24 protein-coding genes are annotated in these 24,913 nt (G+C 67.3%); 3 read left to right on the top strand and 21 right to left on the bottom strand.

Features of this window, described 5'->3' with window-relative positions:
• Window position 1: 1 nt before the first annotated feature.
• The 6 genes from PcP3B5_RS09775 to PcP3B5_RS09750 form a co-directional block, all read right to left on the bottom strand.
• On the bottom strand, window positions 2–1,663 hold the full coding sequence (locus PcP3B5_RS09775) for a vWA domain-containing protein (RefSeq protein ID WP_061561132.1): 1,662 nt from the start codon (window positions 1,661–1,663) through the stop codon (window positions 2–4).
• Window positions 1,664–1,752: 89 nt separating this feature from the next.
• A complete protein-coding gene (locus PcP3B5_RS09770) occupies window positions 1,753–3,192 on the bottom strand; it encodes an aminotransferase-like domain-containing protein (protein ID WP_058071001.1) in 1,440 nt (479 codons plus the stop codon).
• Between the two features lie 129 nt (window positions 3,193–3,321).
• On the bottom strand, window positions 3,322–3,957 hold the full coding sequence (locus PcP3B5_RS09765; RefSeq protein ID WP_061561131.1) for a response regulator: 636 nt from the start codon (window positions 3,955–3,957) through the stop codon (window positions 3,322–3,324).
• 140 nt (window positions 3,958–4,097) lie between these two features.
• Window positions 4,098–4,910 carry an OmpA family protein gene (locus tag PcP3B5_RS09760; protein ID WP_009621473.1) on the bottom strand — a complete coding sequence of 271 codons (813 nt, stop codon included), beginning with the start codon at window positions 4,908–4,910 and terminating at the stop codon, window positions 4,098–4,100.
• Window positions 4,907–5,248, bottom strand: coding sequence for a DUF4398 domain-containing protein (locus PcP3B5_RS09755; protein ID WP_058071003.1), 342 nt, complete (start codon window positions 5,246–5,248; stop codon window positions 4,907–4,909). The genes PcP3B5_RS09760 and PcP3B5_RS09755 overlap by 4 nt, the downstream gene beginning before the upstream one ends.
• Before the next feature lie 25 nt (window positions 5,249–5,273).
• A complete protein-coding gene (locus PcP3B5_RS09750) occupies window positions 5,274–6,092 on the bottom strand; it encodes a substrate-binding periplasmic protein (protein WP_043267233.1) in 819 nt (272 codons plus the stop codon).
• Window positions 6,093–6,304: 212 nt separating this feature from the next.
• Between PcP3B5_RS09750 and PcP3B5_RS09745 the strand changes: the two genes are divergently transcribed.
• Window positions 6,305–7,255 carry an alpha/beta fold hydrolase gene (locus tag PcP3B5_RS09745; protein WP_061561130.1) on the top strand — a complete coding sequence of 317 codons (951 nt, stop codon included), beginning with the start codon at window positions 6,305–6,307 and terminating at the stop codon, window positions 7,253–7,255.
• A 59-nt stretch (window positions 7,256–7,314) separates the two neighbouring features.
• Here the strand turns inward: PcP3B5_RS09745 and fabV are convergent, their stop codons facing one another.
• The 3 genes from fabV to PcP3B5_RS09730 all read right to left on the bottom strand — a co-directional run bounded on the left by fabV (window position 7,315) and on the right by PcP3B5_RS09730 (window position 10,393).
• On the bottom strand, window positions 7,315–8,511 hold the full coding sequence (fabV, locus tag PcP3B5_RS09740) for an enoyl-ACP reductase FabV (protein ID WP_058488948.1): 1,197 nt from the start codon (window positions 8,509–8,511) through the stop codon (window positions 7,315–7,317).
• 203 nt (window positions 8,512–8,714) lie between these two features.
• Complete coding sequence (locus PcP3B5_RS09735; RefSeq protein ID WP_043267238.1) at window positions 8,715–9,644, bottom strand: electron transfer flavoprotein subunit alpha/FixB family protein; 930 nt, start codon at window positions 9,642–9,644, stop codon at window positions 8,715–8,717.
• The gene (locus tag PcP3B5_RS09730; protein ID WP_009621462.1) at window positions 9,644–10,393 is read right to left on the bottom strand and encodes an electron transfer flavoprotein subunit beta/FixA family protein; all 750 of its coding nucleotides are present in this window, start codon (window positions 10,391–10,393) and stop codon (window positions 9,644–9,646) included. Before PcP3B5_RS09730 ends, PcP3B5_RS09735 begins: the two co-directional genes overlap by 1 nt.
• A gap of 346 nt (window positions 10,394–10,739) precedes the next feature.
• Between PcP3B5_RS09730 and PcP3B5_RS09725 the strand changes: the two genes are divergently transcribed.
• The gene (locus tag PcP3B5_RS09725) at window positions 10,740–12,395 is read left to right on the top strand and encodes an electron transfer flavoprotein-ubiquinone oxidoreductase (RefSeq protein WP_061561129.1); all 1,656 of its coding nucleotides are present in this window, start codon (window positions 10,740–10,742) and stop codon (window positions 12,393–12,395) included.
• Between the two features lie 235 nt (window positions 12,396–12,630).
• Here PcP3B5_RS09725 and PcP3B5_RS09720 read toward each other — a convergent pair whose 3' ends face one another.
• From PcP3B5_RS09720 to PcP3B5_RS09700, 5 genes are all read right to left on the bottom strand, one after another.
• Window positions 12,631–13,191 carry a DUF1285 domain-containing protein gene (locus PcP3B5_RS09720; RefSeq protein ID WP_061561128.1) on the bottom strand — a complete coding sequence of 187 codons (561 nt, stop codon included), beginning with the start codon at window positions 13,189–13,191 and terminating at the stop codon, window positions 12,631–12,633.
• Window positions 13,188–13,799: a DUF4823 domain-containing protein gene (locus PcP3B5_RS09715; protein ID WP_061561127.1), complete on the bottom strand. Its 612-nt coding sequence runs from the start codon at window positions 13,797–13,799 to the stop codon at window positions 13,188–13,190. Before PcP3B5_RS09715 ends, PcP3B5_RS09720 begins: the two co-directional genes overlap by 4 nt.
• Window positions 13,800–13,863: 64 nt before the next feature.
• Entirely contained in the window at window positions 13,864–14,754 is an 891-nt protein-coding gene (locus PcP3B5_RS09710; protein WP_009621455.1) for a radical SAM protein, read from the bottom strand.
• Window positions 14,755–14,783: 29 nt separating this feature from the next.
• Window positions 14,784–15,752: a GTP 3',8-cyclase MoaA gene (locus tag PcP3B5_RS09705; RefSeq protein ID WP_061561126.1), complete on the bottom strand. Its 969-nt coding sequence runs from the start codon at window positions 15,750–15,752 to the stop codon at window positions 14,784–14,786.
• An 83-nt stretch (window positions 15,753–15,835) separates the two neighbouring features.
• The gene (locus tag PcP3B5_RS09700; protein ID WP_009621451.1) at window positions 15,836–16,474 is read right to left on the bottom strand and encodes a TetR/AcrR family transcriptional regulator; all 639 of its coding nucleotides are present in this window, start codon (window positions 16,472–16,474) and stop codon (window positions 15,836–15,838) included.
• An 84-nt stretch (window positions 16,475–16,558) separates the two neighbouring features.
• Between PcP3B5_RS09700 and PcP3B5_RS09695 the strand changes: the two genes are divergently transcribed.
• Window positions 16,559–17,692 carry an aminotransferase class V-fold PLP-dependent enzyme gene (locus PcP3B5_RS09695; protein WP_061561125.1) on the top strand — a complete coding sequence of 378 codons (1,134 nt, stop codon included), beginning with the start codon at window positions 16,559–16,561 and terminating at the stop codon, window positions 17,690–17,692.
• A gap of 1,075 nt (window positions 17,693–18,767) precedes the next feature.
• Here PcP3B5_RS09695 and PcP3B5_RS09690 read toward each other — a convergent pair.
• From PcP3B5_RS09690 to fabF, 7 genes are all read right to left on the bottom strand, one after another.
• Window positions 18,768–19,544: a TatD family hydrolase gene (locus PcP3B5_RS09690; protein WP_061561124.1), complete on the bottom strand. Its 777-nt coding sequence runs from the start codon at window positions 19,542–19,544 to the stop codon at window positions 18,768–18,770.
• A gap of 73 nt (window positions 19,545–19,617) precedes the next feature.
• Window positions 19,618–19,974, bottom strand: coding sequence for a PilZ domain-containing protein (locus tag PcP3B5_RS09685; RefSeq protein WP_009621447.1), 357 nt, complete (start codon window positions 19,972–19,974; stop codon window positions 19,618–19,620).
• Between the two features lie 34 nt (window positions 19,975–20,008).
• Window positions 20,009–20,995 carry a DNA polymerase III subunit delta' gene (locus PcP3B5_RS09680; RefSeq protein ID WP_043267251.1) on the bottom strand — a complete coding sequence of 329 codons (987 nt, stop codon included), beginning with the start codon at window positions 20,993–20,995 and terminating at the stop codon, window positions 20,009–20,011.
• The gene (gene tmk, locus PcP3B5_RS09675; RefSeq protein WP_061561123.1) at window positions 20,988–21,620 is read right to left on the bottom strand and encodes a dTMP kinase; all 633 of its coding nucleotides are present in this window, start codon (window positions 21,618–21,620) and stop codon (window positions 20,988–20,990) included. Before tmk ends, PcP3B5_RS09680 begins: the two co-directional genes overlap by 8 nt.
• Window positions 21,621–21,641: 21 nt before the next feature.
• Window positions 21,642–22,724, bottom strand: coding sequence for an endolytic transglycosylase MltG (gene mltG / locus PcP3B5_RS09670; protein ID WP_061561122.1), 1,083 nt, complete (start codon window positions 22,722–22,724; stop codon window positions 21,642–21,644).
• A 6-nt stretch (window positions 22,725–22,730) separates the two neighbouring features.
• Window positions 22,731–23,546 carry an aminodeoxychorismate lyase gene (gene pabC, locus PcP3B5_RS09665; protein ID WP_061561121.1) on the bottom strand — a complete coding sequence of 272 codons (816 nt, stop codon included), beginning with the start codon at window positions 23,544–23,546 and terminating at the stop codon, window positions 22,731–22,733.
• Window positions 23,546–24,790: a beta-ketoacyl-ACP synthase II gene (gene fabF / locus PcP3B5_RS09660; protein WP_082816280.1), complete on the bottom strand. Its 1,245-nt coding sequence runs from the start codon at window positions 24,788–24,790 to the stop codon at window positions 23,546–23,548. Before fabF ends, pabC begins: the two co-directional genes overlap by 1 nt.
• Between the last annotated feature and the right edge of the window lie 123 nt (window positions 24,791–24,913).

Below are 24,913 nucleotides of genomic sequence, written 5' to 3'. Positions count from 1 at the left end.
GTCAGGGGTTCCGTGCCAAAGGGGTTTGCAGGCTGCGCGCCAGCTCGACGAGCTGGAGGAATTCGCCGCGCAGGCCGAACGGGTCCTCGCCGCGCGCGCTTCGGGCCAGGGCCAGAGTATCGCCCAGGTCGAAGCCGCCGGTGTAGCGCGCGCCGTCGAGTTGCTGGGCGAAGGCCGCCACCGCCGCGGCGAAGCGCAGGTCGTCGCTGGCCCGGACCAGGTCGCTGGCGCCGCTGCTGGCTATCGGGCGTTCGACAAGCTGGCTGGGCCCGCCCTCCGGCTTCTGCCAGCGCACCCGCAGCCAGGCCAGTTCGTCGCCCTTGCCGGCGGGCCTGGCCTCGGCCTGGTAGCGCAGCGGCTCGAGCCAGCCCTTCTGCCCTTTCGGGACGATCTCGTAGAGCGCGGTGACCGTGTGCCCGGCACCGATCTCGCCGGCGTCGACCTGGTCGTTGTTGAAGTCCTCGCGCTTCAGCGCGCGGTTCTCGTAGCCCAGCAGGCGGTACTCGCTGACCTGCGCGGGGTTGAATTCCAGCTGCAGCTTCACGTTCTTCGCCAGCACCGCGAGGGTCGAGCTGAGTTGTTCCACCAGCACCTTGCGCGCCTCGCGCAGGTTGTCGATATAGGCGTAATTGCCGTCGCCGGCGTCGGCCAGCTGTTCCATCAGGCGCTCGTTGTAGTTGTCCACGCCGAAGCCCAGGGTGGTCAGCGATACCCCGCTGCGGCGCTTCTCGGCGGCCATGGCCTTGAGCGTCTCGAAGTCGCTGACGCCGACGTTGAAGTCGCCATCGGTGGCCAGCAGGATGCGGTTGATGCCCTTGTCGATGAAGCCCTGCTGCGCCATGCGGTAGGCCAGTTCGATGCCTGCCGCGCCAGCGGTGGAGCCGCCGGCCTGCAATTGCTCGATGGCGGCGCGGATCTTCGCCTTGTCCTTGCCCGAGGTGGGTTCCAGCACCACCCGCGAGTCACCGGCATAGACCACCAGCGACACCTTGTCCTGCGGCCGCAACTGGTCCACCAGCAGCTTGAGGGTGCCCTTCACCAGCGGCAGGCCCTCGCGGCGGTCCATGGAACCGGAGACGTCCACCAGGAACACCAGGTTGGCCGGCGGCAGTTGCTCGACGCTGCGCTCCGAAGCCTTGATGCCGATGCGCAGCAGCCGGGTGTGCGGGTTCCACGGCGACGGCGCCAGCTCGGTGGTGATGCCGAAGGGGCTGTCGTCGCTGGGCGGCGCGTAGGCATAGGGGAAGTAGTTGAGCATCTCTTCCAGGCGCACCGCGCCCTGGGGCGGCAGGCGGCCATCGTTGAGCAGGCGGCGGACGTTGGCGTAGCTGCCGGTGTCCACGTCGATGCCGAAGGTCGACACCGGCGCCTCGGCGACGCTGTGTACCGGGTTCTGCGCCAGCTTCTGGTATTGCTCGCGGTCCTGGTCGCGATAGCCGGCCGGCAACGGCTCGGGCGCCACGGGCAGGGCGTAGCTTTCCAGCATCGGGGCGGCGGTCGGCATGGCGCGGCGGGCCTCGCGCTTGGCGGCCAGGTCGGCGAGCGGCGCCTGTTTCGTCATCGAAGGCTGGGCGGCCTGTTGCTGGGTGGACTGGCCACAACCGCCCACGGCCAGCAGCAGGCCGATGGCGACGGGACGGAAGGCGGAAGCGGGAAGGGACATGACGGCGGCCTCGGTGAAGGAGTCAAACCTTCAGACGAGGCCGTCAGCCAAAACGGGTTAAGCATCAACCCTATTCAACCCCAGGTGTTTCAGGCAGCGATCTGCTCCTCCTGGCACAGCTGGCAGGCCAGCATGCCGAGGGTCATGATCGCCCGCTCCGCCTCGCGGTTCCAGGGGATGCCGCAGGTCAGGCGCAGGCAGTTGTTGAACTGCTCGGTGTTGCTGAAGATCAGCCCCGGGGCGATGCTGATGCCCTGCTCCAGCGCGCGAACGTGCAGTTCCTTGGTGTTCACCTTGGCCGGCAGGCTGACCCAGAGGATGAAGCCGCCCTTGGGCCGGGTCATCTGCGTGCCCTCCGGGAAGTACTGCTGCACCGCCAGCTGGTAGGCGGTCATGTTCTTGCGGTACTCCTGGCGGATGTAGCGCAGGTGGCGGTCGTAGCCGCCGTTCTCCAGGTAGGCGGCCACGCCCATCTGCGTTACCGTGCATGCCGAATGCGTGGTGAAGGTCTGCAGGCGGCGGATTTCCTCCTGGTAGCGCTCGGCGATGATCCAGCCGATGCGCACCCCCGGCGAGATGGTCTTGGAGAAGCTCGAGCAATACACCACCCTGCCCTCGCGGTCGTGGGCCTTGAGTGACTTGGTCTGGCCCTCGTCGAACATCAGCTCGCCGTAGATGTCGTCCTCGATCACCCCGATGTTGTGCTCGGCGGTGAGCTTGAGCAGTTGCTTCTGGCGCTCCTCGGGGATGGTCCCGCCCAGCGGGTTGGACAGCCGCGCGGTCAGCACCAGGGCCTTGATCGGCCACTGGTTGGCGGCCAGCTGCAGGGCTTCCAGGCTGATGCCGGTGAGCGGGTCGCTGGGGATCTCGATGACCTTCAGGCCGAGGATGTCGGCCAGTTGCAGCAGGCCGTAGTAGCTGGGCGACTCGGTGGCGATCAGGTCGCCGGGGCGGGTCATCACCCGCAGCGCCATGTGGATGGCGTCCACGCAGCCGTGGGTGATGGTCACCTGGCTGGGGTCGACCACCACGCCGGCGTCGCGCATGCGGATCGCCACCTGGCGGCGCAGCGGCTCGTAGCCGGGGCTGAACATGTAGCTGAAGGCCCGCGGGCTGGAGAAGCGGGTGACCTTGGCCAGTTGCTGGTGCAGCGCGCGCACCGGCAGGTAGTCCACGTGGGGCACCGCCGCGCCCAGGGGGAACACGCCCTCGCGGCGCGCCTCGGCCAGCACCTGGTTGATGATGCTGCTGCGGGTCACCAGGCCCGGGCGCTCGACCCGCGCGATGTCGGGGGTCGAGGCGGTCAGCGCCGGGGTGTGGTGCACGTAGAAGCCGGACTGCGGGCGCGCGCGGATCAGCCCCTGGTCCTCCAGGGTGGCGTAGGCCTGCAGCACGGTGGCGTGGCTGACGTTGAGCTGGGTGCTCAGCTTGCGTACCGAGGGCACGCGCTCGCCCGGCTGGTAGACGCCGCGGCGGATGTCCTCGGCGAGTTGCTGGGCGATGCGTTGGTACAGAAGCAGATTGCTCATGGCGGCGATCCCTCGGGCATTGGACCGAAACAGTAGCCAAAAACTCGAAACTGTTCCAGAACAGTAGCAGGGAAACATGCCGATACAGCCCGCCGCCGATGATCGGCGCAGGCCGCGCGCCAGAGCGCCTCAGAACTCCCCGAGCCAGTCCAGCATGCCGGCGATCACCAGTTGCGCGTCGTTGGTCACGCCCAGCTTCCTCATGGCGTTGCGCTTGTGGGTGCTGATGGTGGAAACGCTGCGGCTGGTGCGCTCGGCGATCTCGCCGACCGTGGCGCCATGGGACAGGCGGAGCAGGATGTCGATCTCGGTGGGGCTCAGCGGCTGGCCGGTATGGCGCTGCGGGCGCAGGGTGGGGTCGGTGTAGGTCAGCCCCTGGCGAATCCGCGTCACCGCCTCGTCCAGTACCGACAACGGGCTGCGCTTGCAGACATAGGCGCTGGCGCCGCACTTGAGCGAGGCCCGCGCCATCAGCGGCGCCCCCGATACCGAGTAGACCAGCACCTTGAGCTGCGGGTAGTTGCGCTGCAGCCATTCGAGCAAGTGCACGCCATCGCGCCCGCGCGAGCCGGGCAAGGCCATCTCGGTGATCAGCAGATCGAGGTCGGGGCGTTCGCTCAACTGGCGCAGCAGCGAATCTGTATCGGTGACCCAGTCCAGCACCTGCACCTGGCTCTGGTCGGCCAGGTAGCGCTGCAACCCCCAGCCGGTCAGCGGCTGGGCATCGGCGACGAGGGCTTTGAGAGTTTCACGTTTGAAGGGCATTGCGGGTTCCTGCTGGCGGACGCCCCGGAGTGGGGTGGTCCCATCGGCGTATTTTCGCCAAGGCGACCCTCGAACAGCTTCGAGATGCCACCCTGCCAACAGGTTAGCAGCGCCGGGCCGGCCCGCCCGGCGCCAGGGGCTCAGCGCTGGGCGCCGAGCTGGCCCTTGTCGTCGGAGAAGACGATTTCCACGCGGCGGTTCTGCGCGCGGCCCAGGGACGAGGCGTTGTCCGCCACCGGATAGGCCTCGCCGAAGCCCTGCACCTGGATGCGCTTGGCGTCCACGCCGAGGTCGGTGAGCACGTCGGCCACCGCCTGGGCGCGGTCCCGGGACAACTGCTGGTTCTCCTGCTCGTCGCCCTGGTTGTCGGTGTAGCCCTCGATGCGGATCACCCGCCGCGGATTGAGCTGGAGGAACTGCACCAGCTTGAGCACGGTGCGGTTGGCGGCGGGCTTGAGGTCGGACTCGCCGCTGTCGAACAGCACGTCGCCGAGGGTCAGCACCAGGCCGCGTTCGGTCTGGTCGGTGGCCAGGCTGACCATCTGCTCTTCCAGCCACTTGCTCTGCTCCTGCACGCTGGCCAGCTTGGCCTCGCGCAGGGCCAGCTGCAGGCGCTCGCGGTCGAGCTGCTGGCGAGCCAGGCGTTCCTGATTCAGCGCCAGGTTGCTGCGCTCGCGGGCGATCTCGCTGTAGCGCTGGCTGAGGTAGGCGTACTGCAGCACGTCGTCGTTGCTGCCCCAGTAGCTGGACAGGCGCTCGGCGCGGGCCAGGGACTCGCCGGCGCGGATCACGTCGCGCGGCGCGCTGTGCAGCACGCCGGTGTCGTCCTTGACCGCCTGGAACTCGCTGCGCGCGCGCTCCAGGGACTGCTCGGCGAGCTGCCCGTGGGTGCAGCCCGCCAGGGCCAGGGCGGCGGCGACCAGGCCGCATGGCATCAACCGCCGCGGGCTCATTTCACTTCCCCCAGCTGGCGGCGCAGGCGCTGGATGCTCTTGCCCTGCTCGGCCAGTTGCGCGGCGCTCTTGCCGGTCAGCACCTTGGCCTCGGCCAGGCGCGCGTCCAGCTCGGCCTGCTCGGCGAGCTGCCGGGCGCGCTTGTTGGCGGCGCCGGCCAGGGCCTCGCGGGCGGCCTGGTACTTGTCCTCGGCCAGCTTGAACTCGGCCACCGCGTCCGTGGCGCCGACCGCCCGGGCCTGGTCCAGGGCCTGTTCGGTCAGGCGCATCTGCTCGTTGGGAAGCGGGTCGTTGGCGCATCCCGCCAGGGCGCACAGCAACAGCCCGGGGAGGGTCATGCTTGGCTTGCTCACGAAATCTTCTCTACTGCGTGGGAGAGGCGGCGGACCGCGCTTGCTCGGCCTGCCAGCGCTGCAGGTTGCGCTGCAACAGGCGCTGCGGTACGCCGGCGGCAATCAATTCTGTCATCTTTTCCTGCAGTTGTCCGCGCAGTTCCGGGCCGTAGCAGGGCGAGGCGTGGGCCAGGGTCAGGTACAGCCCTTCGCTGGAGATCGGCGGCTCCAGCGGTTGCAGGCGCTGCTGCAGGCCGAGCCGGGCCGCCGTGGCCAGGCCGGGGAAGCGCTCGTAGAGCACGTAGTCGGTGCGCCCCAGGGCCAGCTTCTGGAAGGCCTGGGCTACGCTGGGCACCTCTTCCAGGGTCAGTTGCTGCTCGGCGAAGTCGTCGAAGGCGGCGCCGAAGCTGTTGTTCACCAGGGTGCCGCCCTTGTGGCCGCGCAGGTCTTCCCAGCGGGCGTAGGGGAAGCCTTCGCCCTTGTGCACCCAGACCACGTTGTCGGTGCTGAGGAAGGCCGGGCGGATGTAGTCCATGATCGCCTCGCGCTCGGGCGTGAGGAAGGCGCCGGCGAGCAGGTCGACGCGGCCCAGGCGCGCCTCTTCCTGGGCGCGGGCCCAGGAGCCGGTGTAGCGCACGCGGATGCTCACGCCCATGGACTTGCCCAGTTGCTCCAGCAGCTCGGCGCTGGCCCCGACCAGGCGCTCCGGCTGGGCGGGGTCGCGCCAGAGGAACGGCGGGTATTCCGGGTTGCCGCTGGCCACCAGCACCGAACACTGGCTGCTCTGGGCGTGGGCATACAGCGCCAGCAGGCCGACCATGGCCAGCAGGACGCGGCTGCGCCTGATCATGCGCGGTCCTCGCGAACCGGCGAAAGGGAGGGCGATGCGTATGACGACGGCATGCTAGCTTCTGTAAGAAAAAGTTCTGAGCGAAGGGTCAGACTAGGCGAATTCGGACGCCAGTGCAGCATGTCACTGTTCAGGTGGATACGCCAAGCCGGGAACCGTCGCGTTCCCTTCCCTATCCTCGATTTCCGCTCCCACGGTCACAAGGATCACCGATGAAGAAAGTCCTGCTCGCCCTCGTCCTGCTGCTGGCCGCCGGCGCCGGCGTGCTCTACGTCTTCCCTTCCACCCTGCTGGCCAGCGCCCAGTTCGTCGAGCGCACCCGCGCCGGCCTGGACGAGCAGAGCGTGCGCGTCGACGGCCTGGACATCCGCTACTACGAGGGTGGCCCGCGCGAGGCCGAGACCGTCCTGCTGGTCCACGGCTTTGGCGCCGACAAGGACAACTGGCCGCGCTTCGCCCGCTACCTGACCTCGCGCTACCACGTGCTCATCCCCGACCTGCCCGGCTTCGGCGAAAGCAGCCAGCCCCAGGCCATCAGCTACGACGTCGGCACCCAGGCCGAGCGCCTGGTGGACTTCGCCAAGGCCCTGGGCATCGGCCGCCTGCACCTGGTGGGCAACTCCATGGGCGGGCAGATAGTCGCGCTGATGGCCGCGCGGCATCCGGACATGGCCTTCTCCGTGGGCCTGTTCGACAACGCCGGGATCATGGCCCCGCAGCAGAGCGAGCTGTTCAGGCGCGTGCTCGGCGGGCAGTCCAACCCGCTGGTGCTGAGCCGCCCCGAGGACTTTTCCGGGCTGATGGACTTCGTCTTCTACCAGCGCCCGCCGATGCCCGAGCGCCTGCAACTGTACCTGGGCGAGCGCGGCGTGCAGCGCAGCCAGCTCAACGCCTACATCTTCGGCCAGCTGCGCGAGCGCTACATCCCGCTGGAGCCGGAGCTGCCGAAGATCACCGCGCCCACCCTGCTGCTGTGGGGCGACCGCGACCGCGTGCTGGACGTTTCCAGCATCGAGGTGATGAAGCCGTTGCTCAGGCATCCCAGCGTGGCCATCCTGCGCGACTGCGGCCACGTGCCGATGATCGAGCGCCCGGAAGAGACCGCCGGCCGCTACCTGGACTTCCTCGAACAGGCCAAGGCCCAGCGCACCGCGATTCGCTGAAGCCGGAATGCAGAACCGGCGCCTGGGCGGCCGGTTCTGTGCGGAGCGAAGATCAGCGCTTAAAGCTGGATCAGGCCGGGTATCTGCACGTCCGGATTGACGTCCTGCTCGTAGTCCACCCCGGCGATCTCGAAGCCGAACAGGCGCAGGAACTCGGTCTTGTAGCCGGTGAAGTCGGTCAGTTGGTACAGGTTCTCGTTGGTCACCTGGTTCCACAGTTCCTTCACCTTGTCCTGCACGTCCGGCTGCAGCTCCTTGTAGTCGGCGCGCAGGCGGCCGTCGGCGTCCAGGTGCGGCTGGCTGCCGTAGAGGCTGTCGCGGAACAGTCCGTCGACCTGTTCGATGCAACCCTCGTGGGTGCCCTTCTCCTTCATCACCTTGAACAGCAGCGACAGGTACAGCGGCATCATCGGGATGGCCGAGCTGGCCTGGGTGACCACGGCCTTGAGCACCGACACGCGGGCGTCACCGCCGGTGGCGGCCAGCTTCTCGCGAATGCCCAGGACCTTCTGGTCCAGGTCCTTCTTGGCCGCGCCGATGGAGCCGTTCCAGTACAGGTCGTGGGTGATCTCTTCGCCCAGGTAGGTGAAAGCGGTGGTCTTGGCGCCATCGGCCAGTACGCCGGCTTCCTGCAGCGCGTCCATCCACATCTGCCAGTCTTCGCCACCCATCACCGCGACGGTGTTGGCGATTTCCTCGGGGGTGGCCGGCTCCATCACGCTTTCCTTGATCACTTCCTTGTCGGTGTCCAGGCCGCGGAAGTTGACGGTCTTGCCCACCGGCTTGAGCACCGAGTTGAAGACTTCGCCGGTCTTCGGATGGGTGCGGCGCGGGGCGGCCAGGCTGTAGACCACCAGGTCGACCTTGCCCAGGTCCTGCTTGATGGTTTCGATGGTGACCTTCTTCACCTCGTCGGAGAAGGCATCGCCATTGATGCTGCGGGCATACAGGCCCTTGGCGTGGGCGAACTTCTCGAAGGCCGCCGAGTTGTACCAGCCGGCGGTGCCGGCCTTGGTCTCGCTGCCGGGGCGCTCGAAGAACACGCCCAGGGTGGCGGCGCCGGCGCCGAAGGCGGCGCTGATGCGCGCGGCCAGGCCGTAGCCGGTGGACGAGCCGATCACCAGGACCTTCTTCGGACCGTTGGCGATGGGGCCATGCGCCTCGACGTACTCGATCTGTTCCTTGACGTTGGCTTCGCAGCCGGTCGGATGGGTAGTGACGCAGATGAAGCCACGCACGCGCGGTTTGATGATCATGAAAACCTCGTTTGCCAGGTGCCGTTAGAACAGGTTCAGGTACTGAAGACGTCGCGCATTGTAGATGAGACACCTTCTCTTGGGCGCAACCGGGAGAAGATTCGTGACCAATGGGTCATACCCTGCGGCGAACACGGGAAACCCGGGGCCGGAAATGAAAGAACCCGCTCCTGGGAGCGGGTTCCTTCGTCAGCGGTTCAGGCTCAGACGGCCTTTTCCAGCTCCGGTACGAGCTCGAACAGATCGCCCACCAGGCCGTAGTCGGCGACCTGGAAGATCGGCGCCTCTTCGTCCTTGTTGATGGCCACGATGACTTTCGAGTCCTTCATGCCCGCCAGGTGCTGGATGGCACCGGAGATGCCCACGGCGATGTACAGCTGCGGCGCGACGATCTTGCCGGTCTGGCCGACCTGCATGTCGTTCGGCACGAAGCCGGCGTCGACCGCGGCGCGGGAAGCGCCGACGGCGGCGCCCAGCTTGTCGGCCAGGGCGTAGAGGATCTTGAAGTTGTCGCCGTTGCCCATGCCGCGGCCACCGGAGACCACGATCTTGGCGGCGGTCAGTTCCGGACGGTCGGACTTGGCCAGCTCTTCGCCGACGAAGGCGGACTTGCCGGCGTCGGCCGGGCCGGATACCTGCTCGACGGCAGCCGAACCGCCTTCAGCGGCGACGGCGTCGAAGCCGGTGGTGCGCACGGTGATGACCTTGACCGGAGCCGAGGACTGCACGGTGGCGATGGCGTTGCCGGCGTAGATCGGGCGCTTGAAGGTGTCGGCGCTGACCACCTCGATGATCTCGGAGATCTGGTCGACGTCCAGCAGCGCGGCGACGCGCGGCAGGTAGTTCTTGCCGTTGGTGGTGGCGGCGGCCAGGATGTGGCTGTAGCCCTTGCCGAGGTCGGCCACCAGCGGAGCGACGTTCTCCGGCAGTTGGTGGGCGTAGGCGGCGTTGTCGGCGACCAGCACCTTGGCAACGCCCGCGATCTTGGCGGCGGCTTCGGCCACGGCGCCGACGTTCTGGCCGGCGACCAGCACGGCGACATCGCCACCGATCTTCTGGGCGGCAGCGACGGTGTTCAGGGTGGCAGCGCCCAGGACGCCGTTGTTGTGCTCAGCGATTACCAGGATAGCCATCAGATTACTTTCGCCTCGTTCTTCAGTTTCTCGACCAGTTCAGCCACGGACTTGACCTTGATGCCGGCGCTGCGGGCAGCCGGAGCTTCCACTTTCAGGGTCTTCACGGTGGAAGCGGTGGAAACGCCGAGGGCGTCCGGGGTCACCACGTCCAGCGGCTTCTTCTTCGCTTTCATGATGTTCGGCAGCGACGCATAGCGCGGCTCGTTCAGGCGCAGGTCGGTGGTGACGATCGCCGGCAGGTTCAGCGCAACGGTCTGCAGGCCGCCGTCGATTTCACGGGTGACGTTGACCTTGTCGCCAGCCACTTCGACCTTGGAGGCGAAGGTGCCCTGGGCGTAGCCGGTCAGCGCGGCCAGCATCTGGCCGGTCTGGTTGTTGTCGCTGTCGATGGCCTGCTTGCCGAGGATCACCAGCTGCGGCTGCTCTTTGTCGACCACGGCCTTCAGGGCCTTGGCGATGGCCAGGGAATTCAGTTCTTCGTTGGTCTCGACCAGGATGGCGCGGTCGGCGCCCAGGGCCAGGGCGGTGCGCAGTTGTTCCTGGGCCGCGGTCGGGCCGACGGAGACGGCGACGATTTCAGTGGCGACGCCTTTTTCCTTCAGACGCACGGCCTCTTCCACGGCGATTTCGCAGAAGGGGTTCATGGACATTTTCACGTTGGCGAGATCGACGCCGGAGTTGTCCGCCTTGACGCGGACCTTGACGTTATAGTCAACCACTCGTTTGACAGCTACAAGAACCTTCATGGATTCCTCGTTTTTCTCCGGTGAATAGGAATGTCGCCAGACAGGCCTGGCCGGTAGTGCACGCCATCTGCGACTACATCCAGCGAGACCGCGACCGCAAAACCGTGGCTATCTTGACCGCATCGCCCTGTCGGGTCAATACGCGTGAATGCCCGTTCATAAGGCGCGGAAGCCGATTCTATCAGGCTTCCGCGCATTTCAAACAAACGTTTGTATTGCCCAAAACGGGGGGTATAACTATGCTGGGCCCTGTCGCTATAATTGCGCCCCGCTCTGTCCGGGGTAGCGCCCCCGGCCCCATACCAACAAATAGCCTGTAGAGCCTTGAGTTAGGAGAGATCGAGAAGTGGAACGCGAATACATGGAATTCGACGTCGTCATCGTCGGCGCCGGCCCTGCCGGTCTGTCCGCCGCATGCCGACTGAAGCAGAAGGCCGCCGACGCGGGTCAGGAAATCAGCGTCTGTGTGGTCGAGAAGGGTTCCGAAGTAGGCGCCCACATTCTCTCTGGCGCCGTGTTCGAGCCCCGCGCGCTGAACGAGCTGTTCCCCAACTGGAAGGAACTCGAAGCCCCGCTGAACACCCCGGTCAAGCGCGACGACATCTACGTCCTGAAGAACGACCAGGCCGCCACCAAGGTGCCGAACTTCTTCGTGCCCAAGACCATGCACAACGAGGGCAACTACATCATCTCCCTGGGCAACCTGTGCCGCTGGCTGGCCCAGCAGGCCGAAGGCCTGGGCGTCGAGATCTACCCGGGCTTCGCCGCCCAGGAAGCGCTGGTCGACGAGAACGGCGTGGTCCGCGGCATCGTCACCGGCGACCTGGGCGTCGACCGCGAAGGCAATCCGAAAGAAGGGTACTACACCCCCGGTATGGAGCTGCGCGCCAAGTACACCCTGTTCGCCGAAGGCTGCCGTGGCCACATCGGCAAGCAGCTGATCAGGAAGTACAAGCTCGACAGCTACGCCGACGCCCAGCACTACGGCATCGGCATCAAGGAAATCTGGGACATCGACCCGGCCAAGCACGACCAGGGCCTGGTGGTGCACACCGCCGGCTGGCCGCTGAACGACGACAACCCGGGCGGCTCCTTCCTCTATCACCTGGAGAACAACCAGGTGGTGGTCGGCCTGATCATCGACCTGTCCTACAGCAACCCGCACCTGTCGCCCTTCGACGAGTTCCAGCGCTACAAGCACCACCCGGTGATCAAGCAGTACCTCGAAGGCGGCAAGCGCGTGGCCTACGGCGCCCGCGCCATCTGCAAGGGCGGCCTGAACTCGCTGCCGAAGATGGTCTTCCCCGGCGGCGCGCTGATCGGCTGCGACCTGGGCACCCTGAACTTCGCCAAGATCAAGGGCAGCCACACCGCCATGAAGTCCGGCATGCTGGCCGCCGAGGCCATCGCCGAAGCCCTGGCCGCCGGCCGTGAAGGCGGCGACGAGCTGAGCAATTACGTGGACGCCTTCAAGGCCAGCTGGCTGTACGACGAGCTGTTCCGCAGCCGCAACTTCGGCGCAGCCATCCACAAGTTCGGCGCCATCGGCGGCGGTGCCTTCAACTTCATCGACCAGAACTTCTTCGGCGGCAAGATTCCGCTCACCCTGCACGACACCACCCCGGACTACGCCTGCCTGAAGAAGGCCAGCGAAGCGCCGAAGATCGACTACCCGAAACCGGACGGCAAGCTGAGCTTCGACAAGCTCTCCTCGGTGTTCCTCTCCAACACCAACCACGAGGAAGACCAGCCGATCCACCTCAAGCTGACCGACCCGAGCGTGCCGATCGCCAAGAACCTGCCGCTCTACGACGAGCCCGCGCAGCGCTACTGCCCGGCCGGCGTGTACGAAGTGGTAAGCAACGACGACGGCAGCAAGCGCTTCCAGATCAACGCGCAGAACTGCGTGCACTGCAAGACCTGCGACATCAAGGACCCGGCGCAGAACATCACCTGGGTCGCCCCGGAAGGCACCGGCGGGCCGAACTACCCCAATATGTAAGGCCCTCGCGTAGAAAGAACGCCGTTTCCCTCACAGGAAACGGCGTTTTTTTGTGCCTGTCGTAAGAGCAAACCTGGCGCAGCCGGCAAGACAGTTGCTGGACTGTAGGAGCGGGCCCTGCCCGCGAATCGCGCGCAGGGCGCGCTCCTACAAGGAGTACGGGCGCAGGGGCTTGAGGCCCCAACCGCTGTAGCGACACCTTCCGCGAACTACCGGCCGCTCCGGGACCCGCCGGTCACGGCTGCGGGCCGATGGCGAAGAACTCGCCGCCACTCCACACGCCCAGCCATTCCCGGCCATCGATCAGGCGCGGCACGGCCAGTTCGACCAGTTGGTAGAAGACGTTGCGGTGGATCAGCGCCTCCAGGTTGCTGCGCACCAGCACGTAGGGGGCCGGCTCCTGGGTCTGCGGGTCGATGTCGACGCGGATCGGATGGTCGGGGCCGGCGACGAACTCGTCCTCGACGTTGCTGGTGAAGCGCAGTTGCTGGGCCTCGCCCTGCCCTTCCACGCTCAGCGTCACGGCGACGAAAGGCGCGTCGTCGACGCGGATGCCGCACTTCTCCACCGGGGTGACCAGGAAGTAGTCGTCGCCATCGCGGCGGATGATGCTGGAGAACAGCTTGACCATCGGCTTGCGCCCGATGGGCGTGCCCAGGTAGTACCAGGTGCCGTCGCGGGCGATGCGCATGTCGATGTCGCCGCAGAACGGCGGGTTCCACAGGTGCACGGGCGGCAGGCCCTTGCTGGCGGGAATCTGCGCCAGCAGGTCGCCGGCCTTGCCTGTATCGGTCATTGGAACTCCTCGGTCGTCTTCACCCCCAGCAGGCTGCGGGCGTAGTCTTCCAGCGGCGGCCCGATCAGGTCCTCGGGCCGGGCGTCGTAGAACGTCAGGAAACCGCCGCGGCTGCGGATGGTGGCGCTGTCCAGCAGGAAGCGGTTGCCGGTGTCGATCAGCATCACCTGGATCACGCTGCGGTCGCGTCCGACGTCGTTGTCGGTGTCTTCGTACTCTTCCCAGTTTCCCACATTGTCCTCGCCGCGGGCGAAGCGCGTGTACAGCAGGTAGTCGGCGCCGGCCGCCCGCGCCTCCTGCATGGCCTCGTCCAGGCCCTCCGGGGCCTTGGCCCGGCGCACCTGCGGGAAGTATTCGACGAAGCCCTTGAAGGCCTCCTCCGCCACCACGTTGGGCCGCGCGTAGGGATGCCCCGGCGGCACGAAGTGCCCCTGGGCGATGTAGATGAAGGAGTCCGGCTGCACCCGCCAGTTCCCCGTGCGGTGGGTGTGGCTGTGGTCGAGGAAGCCGGCGTCGCCCATGTAGTAGCCGGTGCGTTCGGCCATGTCGCTGGGCTTCATGCAGCCGGCCAGCGCAGCCAGGGCCAGGGTCAACAACAGGTAGCGCATTCGATCTCTCCGCGGCCGGCGTCGAAAAACCGGCGTTGGCCGGACGGATGCAGCTTCCGCGCCATCACAGGCCGCGCTGCCATTCCTGGCGCAGCTTCGCCTGCTGTGGCCGTTCGATGGCCTCGCGCACCTGGGCCAGCAGGCGCGGCTTGTCAGCGCCGAGCACACCCTTGAGCACAAGGTAGTTGGAGGCGTGGTCGCTGCGGAACACAGTGTCGCGCAACTCCAGGCCCTGCAGCAGGCGCTCGACCTCGGCGAACAGTTGGGCCTGGCCCAGCGGCTGGAAGTCGGGGAAGCCTTCGCGCAAGCGCTGCTCGCCGGTGGGGAAGCTGACCACCAGGGTGGAGAGGAACTCCGGCTGCGCGGCGTTCATCAGGCGCGCCGAGTTGTCCGCGTGCTGCTCGCTCAGGCCCTGGCCGCCGAGGCCGTTGAGGATCATCACCGAGCGCTTGATGCCGGCCTGGCCGAGCTTGTCCAGGGCGTCGAGGGTCGAGGCGTAGGTCTCGCCCTTGTTCACCCGCGCCAACACCTCGTCGTCGCCGGACTCGGCACCGACGTAGGCCATGCCCAGCCCGGCGTCGGCCAGTTCCTTCAGTTCCGCCACCGACTTCTTGCGCAGGTTGCGCGGCAGGCAGTAGCTGGACACCCGCCGCACCTCCGGCAGGTGCTCGCGGATCGCCCGCAGGACGTTCAGCAGGCGCCGCGTCGGCAGCACCAGGGCATCGCCGTCGGCGAGGAACACGCGCTGGACGATCAGGCGCTCGCCGCAGCGGCGGATCTCCTCCAGCACCTCGGCCTCGTCGCGGGCGCGGAATTTCTTCTGCGGCTGGGTGTACATCTCGCAGAAGCCGCACTGGTTCCAGGAGCAGCCGTTGGTCACCGGCAGGATCAGCGAATGCGCCTCGCTCGGCGGGCGGAACACCGGTTCGATATAGGAAATGGGGAAGTCGTGCATGGATCGCTTGGCTTGGGGAATGTCGGGTTTCAGCCGCCGATGATCTTCATCACCGTGACGCCGCCGGAGAAGGCCACTTCCTGCTTGTCCGCCAGGGCCTTCACCAGCAGCCGCTGCAGGGCCGGCAGGGCCTGGTGGCGCGGCTTGTCGAGCAGGTCGCCGACGTAGTGGCGGTTGCTGGAGGACAGGCAGCCGTGCAGCCAGCCGGTGGAGGACAGGCGCAGCCGCGAGCAGGTGCGGCAGAAGGGTACGCTTTCGTTGGCGATCACGCCGAAGAAGCCCTGCCCCGGCACTTCGTAGCGCAGCGCGGTGGCGTCCACCGGCGCATCGGCCTGGACGTAGGGATGGTCGCGGCCGATCAGTTCGAGCAGCTCGCGCAGGCCGACGAACTGGCCGGCGAAGGCGTTGCCGTCGCGGGCCAGGTGGCCCATGCGCATCAGCTCGATGAAGCGCAGCTCGAAGCCGCGCGCCAGGCAGTAGTCCAGCAGCGGGACGACCTGGTCGAGGTTCTGCCCGCGCAGCGGCACCATGTTGACCTTGACCTTCATGCCCGCGGCGCTGGCCTCGTCCAGCCCCTTGAGCACAGTGGCCAGGTCGCCGCCGCGGGCGATGCCGCGGAAGGCCGCGGCGTCCAGGGTGTCGAGGGAGACGTTCAACCGGCGGATACCGCATTCCAGCAGCAGCGGCAGCTTGCGCGAAAGCAACTGGCCGTTGCTGGTCAGGCTGATGTCCTTCAAGCCCAGGCGGCTGACGCCATGCAGGAATTCGTCGAGCTTGGGGCTGACCAGGGGTTCGCCGCCGGTGATGCGCAGGCGCTCGATGCCGGCGGCCTCGATCAGGTAGGCCACGCCGCGCACCAGGCTCTGCGCGGACAGCTCGTCCTGCGCGGCGACCAGGCGCTTGCCGTCCGGCACGCAATAGGTGCAGGCGTAGTTGCAGGCGGCGGTAAGGCTGACGCGCAGGTTGCGGAAGCGCCTGCCCTGGCGGTCGACGATCATCGATCGACTCCGGCGGAGAGTGGTTCTATCAGTATATCCCCGCCGGGCCGCGGCGGCGGCCCGAAAGCGCCGCCGGCATTGGCTCAGGCGGCAGGGGTGTCGCCGTCGCGCTTGCGCTTGTTGCCCATGCGCACGCCGATGTCCATGAGGAACTGGAAGAAGCCCTCCTGGTCCTCCAGCACCTCGCGCCAGAAGGGCGAGTGGTACAGCGCCACGGCGCCGTGCACCAGGGCCCAGGCCGCGCAGTAGTGGAAGTACGCGGGCACGTCCTCCAGCTTGCCGGCGGCGATGCGCTCCTTGATCAACTGGCTCAAGCGCTCGAAGTTGGATTCGCGGATCTTGTGCAGTTCCTCGACCATCTCCGGCACCTGGCTGTTCTTCACCACCTTTTCTTCCAGACGGTCGAACAGGCGGTAGCGCTGCGGATCGCGCATGCGGAACTCGAAGTAGGCGCGCGACAGGCGTTCCTTGTCGCGGGCGACGTCCTCGGAGTGGAACAGCGCCGCCAGGTCGCGCTCGTAGTCGAGCATCAGGCGCAGGTAGATCTCCGCCTTCGACTTGAAGTGCTTGTAGATGGTGCCTTTGCCGATACCCACGGCATCGGCGATCATCTCGACCGTGACACTGTCTTCGCCCTGCTCAAGGAACAGCTTGAGGGCGGTGTCGAGGATCTCCTGTTCGCGACGACGGAATTCGCGAACCTTGCGTGGCTCTTTCTGCATAAAAAGACTGTTCGGTCAAAAATAGTCAAAATCCGGAGCCGCGTATTATGCCTATTCAGCGACAAAATGCACGGAACATCCGCCATGAATCCGCTTTCTTTAGAGTTTCCCCAGGAACCCGGCCTGCGCTACCTGAACCACGCTGCCGTGGCACCCTGGCCCAAGCGTAGCGCCGACGCCGTCGCCGCCTTCGCCAGCGAGAACATCCGCCTGGGCGCGCGCGACTATCCGCAGTGGCTGCAGGTGGAGAACCGCCTGCGCCAGCGCCTTGCGCAGCTGGTCGGCGCCGCCACCACGGGCGACGTCGCCCTGGTGAAGAATACGTCCGAAGCCCTTTCCTTCGTGGCCTTCGGACTCGACTGGCGCCCCGGCGACCAGGTGGTGATCAGCGACCAGGAATTCCCCTCCAACCGCGTCGTCTGGGAAGCCCTGAAGCCGCGCGGGGTGGAGGTCATCCAGGTGAGCCTGGAAGGCGCCGATCCCGAGGCCGACCTGCTGGCCGCCTGCGGGCCGCGCACGCGCCTGCTGTCGATCAGCGCCGTGCAGTACGCCAGCGGCCTGCGCATGGACCTGGAGCGCCTCGGCGCCGGCTGCCGCCAGCGGGGAGTGCTGTTCTGCATCGATGCCATCCAGCAACTGGGCGCCCTGCCCTTCGACGCCCAGGCCTACGACTGCGCCTTCGCCATGGCCGACGGCCACAAGTGGATGCTCGGCCCCGAGGGCCTGGGGGTGTTCTACTGCCGCGCCGCCGAGCGCGACCTGCTGTCGTTGCAGGAATACGGCTGGCACATGCTGGAGAACGCCGGCAACTACAACCAGACTGATTGGCAGCCGGCGCGCAGCGCACGGCGCTTCGAATGCGGCAGCCCGAACATGCTCGGTGCCGTGGCCCTGGACGCCAGCCTGGGGCTGCTGGAGGAATTCGGCATGCCGGCGGTCGGCGCAGCCCTGGCCGAACGGGTACAGGCCTTGCAGGATGGCCTGCAACGCATCCCCGGAGCGCGCCTGCACAGCCCGCAGCAACCCGAGCGCCGGGCCGGCATCCTGACCTTCAGCCTCGACGGCTGGGACAACGCCCGCCTGCACGAGCGGCTGAAGGCCGAACAGGTAGTCTGCATCCAGCGCGGCGCCGGGGTGCGCTTCTCGCCGCACTTCTATACCCCGGAAAACGTGATAGAGGACACACTGGCCATCATCTCGGCCCTGGCCCGGGAATAAGCCGCAACCCGCGAGCCAGGGGGCCTGGCCCCGGGGGCAGGCGGCAAATGGCGGGCCATGGGCCCGGCAGTATTCCAAATCCGTTTAAAAAACCGCCGGGCGGTTGTGGAAGCTCCGCCATCTTGGCCAATACTTGAACTTACTGGTGTGCGGCATCTCCCCCCAAGTGCCCCGCCAGTGAAGGTACCGAGGATCGCGTACCTTATTGTTACACTCCTAATGGTCTTGACCCGGATTCATCCCCCAGAACCCGGGTTTTTTTTATGTGCGTGAAATAATTGGGCTGTGCGTGCCCTTTCATGCCTGTAGGAGCGAGCTTGCTCGCGAACCTTGGCCCGCACCTCCATCCCCACCCCAGACATTCCCGCGGACGCGGGACGCGGCTCCATCACGAACAGCGCTTGCGCTGGCCCGAAGGGGAATAACCCAGTTGCCTTGGCTTGGGTGTTTCTGCGCCGCTCCGAGTCTGCCCGACCGTCTTGTTTCGCCCCCTCGGGCGAGTCCCTTTTGTCAGTCGCCACAAAAGGAACCAAAAAGGCTTGCCCCGGCATACGGGCCCGACGCAGTCGGGCTACCCTCACGAATTCCCCCGCCACGGAGGCCCGCCCCGAGGGTACGTCCCTGTAGCCCATCGGGGCTCTCGCGACATCCATGTCGCATGACCTCCTGAGCGCCGGTTTCGTTCGGCCTTCTGAAGGGGCGTTTCGGTGCGCTTGGATGTTTCTCTGGAAGTCCAAGAACAAGAGCGGACGCGCTTTTGCTTTTCGTAGGAGCGAGCTTGCTCGCGAACTGGCCGGTGACATCCGCGCACGGGTTCAACTCCGCCCCTCTCCCTAACCCTCGGCTGCGCGCCCTGCCCTGAAGGGAGAGGGAACCGTTGGGCAGGGCTTGATGTTATGGCGTTAGCCGGCAGCCTCGGTGATGTCCGGCTGGAGCCAATTCTTTTCTCGGCACGGACTGCCCCCTCTCCCGCTTGCGGGAGAGGGTTGGGGAGAGGGCGCTCTTAACCCCAACACCTACGCCGCCGGCAAACCCCATTCGCGAGCAAGCTCGCTCCTACAGGCCGGCGATCAGATCACGCCGCCAACGGGAACAACCGCCTGAAGTTCGCCGTAGTCTGCTCGGCCAACACCTCGAAGCTCACCCCACGCAACACCGCCAGGTACTCGGCCACTTCGCGCACGTACTCCGGCAGGTTCGGCTTGCCGCGGTGCGGTACCGGCGCCAGGTACGGCGAGTCGGTTTCCACCAGCAGGCGGTCGGCCGGTACCTGGCGGGCCACTTCGCGCAGGGCTTCGGCGTTGCGGAAGGTGACTATGCCCGACAGCGAGATGTAGAAGCCGATGTCCAGCGCCGCCTTGGCCATTTCCCAGTCCTCGGTGAAGCAGTGCAGTACGCCGGCCTGGGGCAGCGCCGCCTCGCGCAGCAGCGCCAGGGTGTCGGCGCGGGCCTCGCGGGTGTGGACGATGACCGGCTTGCCGGTGAGCTTCGCCGCTTCCAGGTGCAGGCGGAAGGCTTGCTGCTGCAGTTCGGCGGCCTCGGGTTCGTAGTGGTAGTCCAGGCCGGTCTCGCCGATGGCCACCACGCGCGGGTGGTTCAGTTCGGCCAGCAGCCAGTCCAGGGCCGGGGCTGCGCCGGGTTCCAGGTCCAATGGGTGGACGCCCACCGAGCAGTGCACGTCGGCGTAGCGTTCGGCCAAGGCCTTGACCGCCCGGGCGTTGTCGGCGCTGACGCCGATGCACAGGAACTGCCCGACGCCCCGGGCGCGCGCGGCGTCCAGCGCAGCGTCGAGCGAGCCGCCGTGGGCGGCCAGGTCGAGGCGGTCGAGGTGGCAATGGGAATCGACGAGCATGGAAAGGCTACTCCGGAAATGACGAAGCGCCCCTTCGGGCGCCTCCTGCGTTCGACGGTACGTCTGCCGCGGATTACATGGTGTGAGTCGGCCTGTCGGACTTCAGCGCCCCGGCCAGGTAGGTCTCGATCTTGTTGCGCGCGGTGTTGTCGCCGTCGTTGAACTGCACGCCGATGCCCGCGGCGCGGTTGCCCTGGGCGCCCTTGGGGGTGATCCAGACCACCTTGCCGGCCACCGGGATCTTCTCCGGCTCGTCCATCAGGTTGAGCAGCATGAAGACCTCGTCGCCCAGCTTGTAGGTCTTGTTGGTCGGGATGAACAGCCCGCCGTTGCGGATGAACGGCATGTACGCGGCATAGAGTACGGACTTGTCCTTGATGGTCAGGGACAGGATACCGTTACGCGGTCCCAGGTTCGGTGGCAAGCTCATTGGGCTGTCCTAGCGATGATCCGATTGGCCGATTCTAGCCCGGCCCCGGCAGGCTTGCCCACTGCGCGAGCAGGGCTTCGAGAAGCAGGGCACGGTTGAGGTTGGCCTTGTTCAGGACTTTCTGCCGGTGCTCCAGCAACCAGTCCTGGATCGCCATGACCTTGGGCTGGGTGGACTTCTCCGCCAGGTACTGCAGCACCTTGCGCATGTCCGCCAGGCCCAGCCCCGCTTCGTCGCGGGTCAGCTGGTAGCGCAGGATGCCCAGCGCCCAGTCGCAGAACCAGTCGAACAGCAGCGGCAGCGGCACGGCGTTCCAGCTTTCCGCCAGTTGGCCGGGGGCGATCTGCTGCTTGAGCAGCTTCTTCACTCCCTCCACCACCAGCGCGCGCTGTTCGCGCACGCCCTGGCCGTACAGGCGCTGGGCGGTCAGCGGCGAGCCGCCGGCCAGGACCAGCAGTTCGTCGAGCGCGGCGGCGTCCTCGCCGGGCAGCACGCTGGCCAGGTAGGCGCGGCTCTGCTCGGCGCTCGGCTGCGGGCAGGCCTGCTGCACGCAGCGGCTCTTGATGGTCGGCAGCAGGCGGCTGGGCTGGTGGCTGATCAGCAGCAGCACGGTGTCGCCGGAGGGCTCCTCCAGGCTCTTGAGCAGGGCGTTGGCGGAGTTGAGGTTCATCGCCTCGGCCGGCTCCAGCAGCACCACCTTGCGCCCGCCCAGCTGCGCGGTCTGCACCACGAAGTCCACCAGTTCGCGGACCTGGTCGACGCGGATGGGCTTCTCCGGCTCTTCCGGCTCCAGCAGGAAGAAGTCCGGATGGGTGCCGGCGGCCAGCAGCTGGCAACCCTTGCACTGGCCGCAGGCGCGGCCGCCGGCCGGGTGCTGGCAGAGCAGCAGGGCCACCAGGTTGTCGGCCAGGGCGCGCTTGCCGATGCCCGCGGGGCCGTGCAGCAGGTAGGCGTGGGCATGCCGCGGGCGGCCGCTGAGCTGCTGCCAGAGCGTGGCCTGCCAGGGGTAGATCTCAGCCATGCAGGCGCTCCAGCAGGTTCGGCAGCAGGGCCTCGATGTCGGCCTGTACGCGCGCCAGCGGCTGCGCGGCGTCGAGCACCTGGTAGCGTTGCGGCTCGGCGGCGGCGCGGCGCAGGTAGGTCTGGCGCACCGCCTCGAAGAATTCGCGGCCTTCCTGCTCGAAGCGGTCCAGGCGGCCGCGGGCGGCGGCGCGGGCCAGGCCGACTTCCACCGGCAGGTCGAAGACCAGCGTCAGGTCCGGGCGCAGCTCGCCCTGGACGAAGCGTTCCAGTTCGGCGATGCGCGACTCCGGCAGGCCGCGGCCACCGCCCTGGTAGGCGTAGGTGGCGTCGGTGAAGCGGTCGCAGAGCACCACGGCGCCGCGGGCCAGGGCCGGGCGGATGACCTGGGCGAGGTGCTGGGCGCGGGCGGCGAACATCAGCAGCAGCTCGGTATCCACCGCCATCGGCTCGTCACTGGGGGCCAGCAGCAGCTCGCGGATGCGCTCGGCCAGCAGCGTGCCGCCGGGCTCGCGGGTCAGTTGCACTTCCACGCCGCGTTCGCGCAGGCGCTCGGCCAGGTACTCGCGGTTGGTGGTCTTGCCCGCGCCTTCGGGGCCTTCCAGGGTGACGAACAGGCCGCTCACTCGGCTCTCCTTCTGTCTGTGCTACTGCTGCGCCGGCAGTTGCCCGGGAGCTTCCGCCGGCGCCGGTGCGGGAATCGGCGCGGGGCTGGACCGGTAGTCCGCGCGCCGCTTCAGCTGGTATTCCTGCACCGCCTTGTTGTGGTCGTCGAGGTTGTCGGAAAACACGTGGCTGCCATCGCCACGGGCGACGAAATACAGGCTCTGGCCATCGGCCGGATTGAGCGCGGCATGGATCGCCTCGCGCCCGGGCATGGCGATCGGCGTCGGCGGCAGGCCGGCGATCACGTAGGTGTTGTAGGGGGTGGGCTCGCGCAGGTCGGCGCGGCTGATCTTGCCGCTGTAGCGCTCGCCCATGCCGTAGATCACGGTCGGGTCGGTCTGCAGCAGCATGTTCTTCTGCAGGCGGCGCACGAAGACCCCGGCGATCTGCGGGCGCTCCTGGGGCACGCCGGTTTCCTTCTCCACCAGCGATGCCATGATCAGCGCCTGGTACGGGTCCTTGTAGGGCAGGTCGCCGCTGCGGGCCTGCCACTCCTGGTCGAGGATGCGCTCCATGCGCTGGTAGGCCAGCTTGAGCAGGTCGATGTCGCGCATGCCGCGGACGTAGCGATAGGTGTCCGGGAAGAAGTGCCCCTCGGGCACGACGCCGGCCTTGCCCAGGCGCTTCATCACCTCTTCGTCGCTGAGGCCGGCCAGGGTGGCTTCCAGCTTGGGCTGGCGCGCCAGCAGTTCGCGGAATTGGTGGAAGGTCCAGCCCTCGACCAGGGTCAGGCTGTACTGCACCACGTCGCCTTCGCGCCACAGCTCCAGCAGGTCATCGCCGCTCATCCCCGGCTTGAGCCGGTATTCGCCGCTGTGCAGGGCCTGCCCGGCCAGGTTGAAGCGCCAGTACAGGCGCAGCCAGAAGGCGCCGTGCAGCACTTCCTCGTCCTGCAGGCGCGTCAGCAGCGCCCCCGGCGTGGCGCCGGAAGGGACGTCCAGCAGGCGTTCTTCGGTCAGCTGCAGCGGCTGCTGCAGGGCCCGGCGCTGCTCCCAGCCGGCCAGGCCGAGCAACAGCCCGGCCAACAGCAGGCCGCTTTCCAGCAGCACCAGCAATTTGCGCATCACAGGTCAGGAATCCAGGCGTTCGCGGAAGTGGGCTTGCAGTTTACGGGTGATCGCCCCGACCGGCCAGGCATGGGCTTCGAGTCGACGCACCGGCCAGACACCATAGAGGCTGTTGCAGAGAAAGACCTCATCGGCCTGCAACAGTTCGGCGTAGGCAACATCCCGGATCGCAGTGGGAATGCCCTGCCCCGCCGCCCATTCCAGCAGTTCGGCGCGCATGACCCCGGCCACTCCGCAGCGGCTCAGTTCGGGCGTGATCAATCGGCCGTCGCGGACCAGGAACAGGTTGCTGAATACGCCTTCGACCACGCGCCCGCCCTGGTCGCGCATCAGCCCCTCGGCGAAGGCCGGGTCGCTCCATTCGCTGCGGGCCAGCACCTGCTCCAGGCGGTTGAGGTGCTTGAGGCCGGCCAGCAACGGCTGCTCGGCCAGGCGGGTGGCGCAGGGGAAAAGAGCGATGCCCTCGTCGAAATGGGCCACCGGGTAGGCCGGCGCCGGCGAGCCGATGAGGATGCGCCGCGCCTGGGCATCGGCCGGCGCGGCATAACCGCGCAGGCCTTCGCCGCGGGTCAGCATCAGCTTGGCCACGCCCTCGCCCAGTTGCGCGGCGAAGGCCAGCAGTTCCTGCTCGACCTGGGCCAGCGACACCGGCAGGAACAAGCGCCGGATGCCCTCTTCCAGGCGCGCCAGGTGCCGCGCCAGCAGGCGTGGCCGGCCGGCGCGCACAGCGATGGTCTCGAACAGGCCATCGCCGTAGGCCAGCCCGCGATCGCGCACGGACAGGGCCTCGGCGGGCCGGCCGTCGACCCAGGCGGACATCAGCCGTTGAACCGGCGGAACACCAGGGAACCGTTGGTGCCGCCGAAGCCGAAGGAGTTGGACACCGCCACTTCGATGCTGCGCTCCTTGAGCCGGTTCGCCACCAGGTCGAGGTCGCAGCCTTCGTCCGGGTTGTCCAGGTTGATGGTCGGCGGCGCCACCTGGTCGTGCAGCGCCAGGATGCAGAAGATGGCTTCCACCGCGCCGGCGGCACCGAGCAGGTGGCCGGTCATGGACTTGGTCGAGCTCATCGACAGCTTGTAGGCGTGCTCGCCGAAGATCGACTTCACCGCGGAGATCTCGGCAATGTCGCCGGCCGGGGTGGAGGTGCCGTGGGCGTTGATGTAGTCGACCTGCTCCGGGTTCAGGCCGGCGTCGCGCAGGGCGTTCTTCATGCAACGGGCAGCGCCGGCGCCATCTTCCGGCGGCGCGGTCATGTGGAAGGCGTCGCCGCTCATGCCGAAGCCTACCAGCTCGGCGTAGATGCGCGCGCCGCGGGCCTTGGCGTGCTCCAGCTCTTCCAGCACCACGGCGCCGGCGCCGTCGGAGAGCACGAAGCCGTCGCGATCCCTGTCCCACGGACGGCTGGCCCTGGCCGGCTCGTCGTTGCGGGTGGACAGCGCGCGGGCGGCGCCGAAACCGCCGATGCCCAGGCCGCAGGTGGCCATTTCCGAACCGCCGGCGACCATCACGTCAGCCTCGCCGTAGGCGATGTTGCGCGCGGCCATGCCGATGTTGTGGGTGCCGGTGGTGCAGGCGGTGGTGATGGCGTAGTTGGGGCCCTGCAGACCGAGGTTGATCGACAGGAACCCGGAAACCATGTTGATGACCGAGCCGGGCACGAAGAACGGCGAAATGCGCCGCGGCCCCTGCTCGAACAGAGAACGGCAGGTGTTCTCGATGTTGGTCAGGCCGCCGATGCCCGAGCCGATGGCGACGCCGATGCGCTCGCGGTTGGCGTCGGTGACTTCCAGACCGGAATCGCGCACCGCCTGGTAGCTGGCGGCCAGGCCGTACTGGATGAACAGGTCGAGTTTGCGGGCTTCCTTGGCGGACATGTACTGCTCGACGTCGAACCCCCTCACCGAACCGCCGAAGCGGGTGGAAAAGGCGGAAAGGTCCATGTGCTCGATCGGGGCGATACCGCTGCGGCCGGCCAGGATACCCTGCCAGGAACTCGGCACGTCCACGCCCAGCGGCGAGAGCATACCCATGCCAGTGATGACGACGCGTCTGCGCGACACTACGACTTCCTCATTTTGCGAATACACGGCATAGGCGCCGGACCGCGACCAGGGCTGTCCAGCGCCATGCTAAAGAAAAGCCGCACGCCTTTGCAGGCCGTGCGGCTTCTTCCGTCGGAAACG

The sequence above is a fragment of the Pseudomonas citronellolis genome (assembly GCF_001586155.1).
Taxonomy (GTDB): Bacteria; Pseudomonadota; Gammaproteobacteria; order Pseudomonadales; family Pseudomonadaceae; genus Pseudomonas; species Pseudomonas citronellolis.
Note: the sequence above shows the minus strand (reverse complement) of the source record. Positions and strands in the feature narration are given on the sequence as shown.